General features: G+C 26.9%; 5 protein-coding genes. 1 reads left to right on the forward strand and 4 read right to left on the reverse strand.

Going from position 1 to position 3,797, the window contains the following annotated elements; all coding sequences use genetic code 11:
* Positions 1-149: 149 nt before the first annotated feature.
* From G6CMJM_RS03140 to rpmH, 4 genes are read right to left on the reverse strand one after another with little or no spacing between them, the layout of a single operon-like run.
* Positions 150-605 (reverse strand): Jag family protein, encoded by a 456-nt coding sequence (locus tag G6CMJM_RS03140; RefSeq protein WP_129719022.1) that lies wholly within the window; start codon positions 603-605, stop codon positions 150-152.
* 1 nt (position 606) lies between these two features.
* Complete coding sequence (locus tag G6CMJM_RS03145) at positions 607-1,524, reverse strand: YidC/Oxa1 family membrane protein insertase (RefSeq protein WP_129719023.1); 918 nt, start codon at positions 1,522-1,524, stop codon at positions 607-609.
* A 41-nt stretch (positions 1,525-1,565) separates the two neighbouring features.
* Entirely contained in the window at positions 1,566-1,919 is a 354-nt protein-coding gene (gene rnpA / locus G6CMJM_RS03150) for a ribonuclease P protein component (protein ID WP_129719024.1), read from the reverse strand.
* Between the two features lie 52 nt (positions 1,920-1,971).
* A complete protein-coding gene (rpmH, locus tag G6CMJM_RS03155) occupies positions 1,972-2,109 on the reverse strand; it encodes a 50S ribosomal protein L34 (RefSeq protein ID WP_129719025.1) in 138 nt (45 codons plus the stop codon).
* A 260-nt stretch (positions 2,110-2,369) separates the two neighbouring features.
* Between rpmH and dnaA the strand changes: the two genes are divergently transcribed.
* Positions 2,370-3,740: a chromosomal replication initiator protein DnaA gene (dnaA, locus tag G6CMJM_RS03160; protein ID WP_129719026.1), complete on the forward strand. Its 1,371-nt coding sequence runs from the start codon at positions 2,370-2,372 to the stop codon at positions 3,738-3,740.
* Positions 3,741-3,797: the final 57 nt, after the last annotated feature.

Genomic DNA, 3,797 nt, shown 5'->3' on the forward strand with positions numbered 1-3,797 from the left:
TTCTATTTTATCTAATATTTTAATTTCAAATATTACCTTATTTATAGCTAAAATTATAGCTACCATTTTTAGCCTTATTTGGAATTTTGTGCTTTATAAAAAAGTAGTATTTAAAAAGTAGCTATATTTTAGCTACTTTTTTTATTAATCTATTTTTTAGATATAATTAAAATTCTTTCTCGTCCTTCACCTTCAGAGTGAGTTTCTATATCAGAATAATCTTGGGCAGTTTTATGTACAATTCTTCTATCTGCCGGATTTAAACCTACTTTAAATGGTTCACCTGTTTCCCTTACTCTTTTTATCCATCTTTCTGCTTTTTCGCTAATCTGTAAAGCTCTTTGTTTCTTAGTATCAGCAACATCAATATTAACCCTATTTATTTCTGCATTTCTTATCAGAAGAGCCATAGAAACAATATGTTGCAAAGATCTTAAATTGTCAAATTTACGCCCTATCAAGATAGAATTTAGCTCACTAGAAGGTATACTTAATTGTATTACCTCATCATCAGCTGTAGCTTTAACTTCTAAATTAAAACCATAAAAACTAATTATATCCTCTACTAATTTTTCGGCAAAAATAATTGATTCTTCCCTATTCATATTATTTACTCCTTTTTTTATCATTAGCCTTTATTCTACGAATATTAGTTGAGCTTGATTTTTTATTTTTAGGTTTATTAATAATTTGAGCTTCTTGAATTTTCTTTTCTTTATTATTATTTTTTCTAATATCAAATATATATTTTTGTTGCACTGCTGTAAGCACACCATTAATAAAATAATAGAATGTTAAAGCACCATATAAGTTAATAGTGGTAAAAAACATTATTATTGGCATTAAAGAAGACATTTTACTAGCTACGGCCATATTCATTTCTGACTGATTAGGTTCTTTACCACTAGCAGCTTCTTTGAATATTTCTTTTATTGTTTTTTTATCTTTATTATTTATAGCTGTAGATTTTTTAATTGTATAATATTGTGTTAAAGCTGCCATTATAGCTGCAAATAATAGAAAATAACTTGACTTACTTGTAAGTGTAGCTGCCCTCTCAGATAAGTTTACTGTTCCAAATAATTTAGGAGTAAAATTATTATTTTTAAGCTCTTCAACCTTACTAAATTGAGATACTGGAGTATATGTATATTTAGATACTTCTTGAGGATGGGATACTATTATATTAAGAACACTAAATAAAGTAATAAATATTATTGCTTGAACTATCATAATAACCATAGACCTAAACATCTTTATATCGTTTTTACGATATACTTCCATAGTTCGCATAGCTTCGATAGTTTTATTACCTTTAGATTCTTTTCTAATCCTTTGTAATTCTGGCTGAATTTCACGCATTTTTTTAGATTGCTCAATAGCATGAATAGAAAGTGGCCATAGAATTAATTTTACTATTACGGTAAAAATAATTATAGCTATACCAAAATCACCAATTAATTGATATAAAGATAATAGTAAATTAAAAATTGGTTTTGTTACAACTAACTCAAATAAATTCATATATTTAATTATAGCATATCTAAAACAGTAGTTATATATAATTACTTATTACAATAAAGATCAGCCTCTTTAAACATATCAACTACTTGATTTTTTAGTTCATCATAAGGCATATCTTTCACTGATTTATGAAATACGATTATAGCAACATCGTAAACTCCGTCTATTCTATTAAATTCTTGACGAATAATTTCATATATTCTCCTACGAATTCTATTTCTTCCTACAGCTGTTTTCATAACTTTTTTACTTACAACAACGGCAAATCTACTTTGTTTTCTTCTTGAATTTATAATATAGCGTAAAACAATTTTTTGAGATCTAATAGAGCTACCATTACTATAGAGGTAACGCATACTACCATGTCCGTGAAATCGTTTTTTATATGAAAGCATTTTTTATATTATAGCATAATAATAAAACGCCCAGATAATTGAGCGTTTTATTTTAGACTGATAACTTCTTTCGTCCTTTAATTCGACGACGTTTCAATACTTTAATACCAGCCTTTGAAGACATTCTATTACGAAAACCGTGTGTTTTTGCACGATGCCTTTTATGTGGTTGATGTGTTCTTTTTGGCATATACACTCCATTTTATACTGTATTGCTCTTTTTTACAAGGATAAGAGTTTTACAGCTAATAAAAATTATTTTATTACTATTGTTATAATTATTAATTCCTTGTCTAGTATATCATATTTTCCACAATCTGTTATAACTTTTCCACAATTATAACAGATGTAACTAAAAACTGTGGAAAACTCTAACTACTGTTATCTTTCTTAATTATAATATAAAAAAAGCGTGTTGTTGAAAACTTACGATTATTATAGAATAGAACTATGGATGAGTTGTGGAGAAATGTTTTAGAAGAATTAAAATTAGATCCAAGTTTTGCTACTACTCATAAAATGTTTTTATCTGACTCGGAATTAATTTCTATTAAAAATGGCGTAGCTCATATATCTGTAAGAAACAGTTTTGCACTATCACAATTAAAAAAAGAGCGTTTTTATAATAAAATAAAAAATTCTTTAATTAATCATGGAGCTACAATTGATAAATTAGAATTTCCTGTAATGTCTTCAAATTCTAAGAATAAAAAAACTAGTGAATTATCAAAAAAAACAAAAAAAATATCTGCTCAAGATTTAATATCTAAAAATAATAAAACTAAAAAGAATATCTCAGTTAATAGTAATCTTAATCCCAAATTTACTTTTGATAATTTTATTGTTGGCTCTAGCAATGATCTAGCTTTCTTTTCTGCACAAGCTGTAGCTAAAAATCCAGGAGGCGAAAAATACAATCCCCTATATTTTTATGGTGGTTCTGGTCTTGGTAAAACCCACCTCATGCAAGCTATTGGTAATGAAATAAAACGAAATAACCCTAATTTATCTGTATTATATATTACTATTGAAAATTTCTATCGTGATTATATTGAGAATGTCTACTCTAAAAAACAAGGTTATGCTGAAAAATACCGTAATGTAGATGTTCTAATTATTGATGATATGCAATTTATAACAGGTAAAGAAAAAACCCAAGAAGAATTTTTTCACACCTTTAATGAGTTATATAACGCTAACAAACAAATAATTATATCTAGCGACCGTGCTCCTTCTATTATTCATAAATTAACAGATAGGCTTAAGAGTCGTTTTGAAAGTGGAATGGTTGTAGATATTCAATTACCAGACTTGGAAATGCGACAAGCTATTATAGAATTTAAAAGTGAAGCTAGTGGAAATAGGCTAGAGCCTGATGTATCATTGTTTTTAGCTGAAAATATTAGAACTAATATTCGTGAAATTGAAGGTACAGTTAATCAATTATTAGCTATGGCTGAATTTAGGCACGAAAAACCAGATATTGAATTAGCTAAAGGTATGATTCAACGCGATAGCAGAATTAGTCGTCCACAACACTTGAATTATAAAAAAATCATCGATAAAACTTGTAAATTCTATAATGTACCTAAAGACGATATTCTAAGTAAATCACGTATGAAAGAAATTAATCATGCTAGGCAGGTTGCTTGTTATTTAATGAAATACGAGTTAAAAATGAGCTTTCCTCAAATTGGTAAAATATTTTCTAGAGACCATAGTACTATTATGAATGGCGTTTCTAAAATTGAAAAATATATTAAATTAGATTTAGAAATGCGTAATCAAATTCAAGATTTAATGGATTTATTACACGAATAATAGCTAACTTATTGTTAATTTAAATAAAAAATCTTAGTTTAAATATCTAAGGTTTTT

Source organism: Candidatus Nanogingivalis gingivitcus, assembly GCF_004151455.1.
Classification (GTDB): domain Bacteria; phylum Patescibacteriota; class Saccharimonadia; order Saccharimonadales; family Saccharimonadaceae; genus Nanogingivalis; species Nanogingivalis gingivitcus.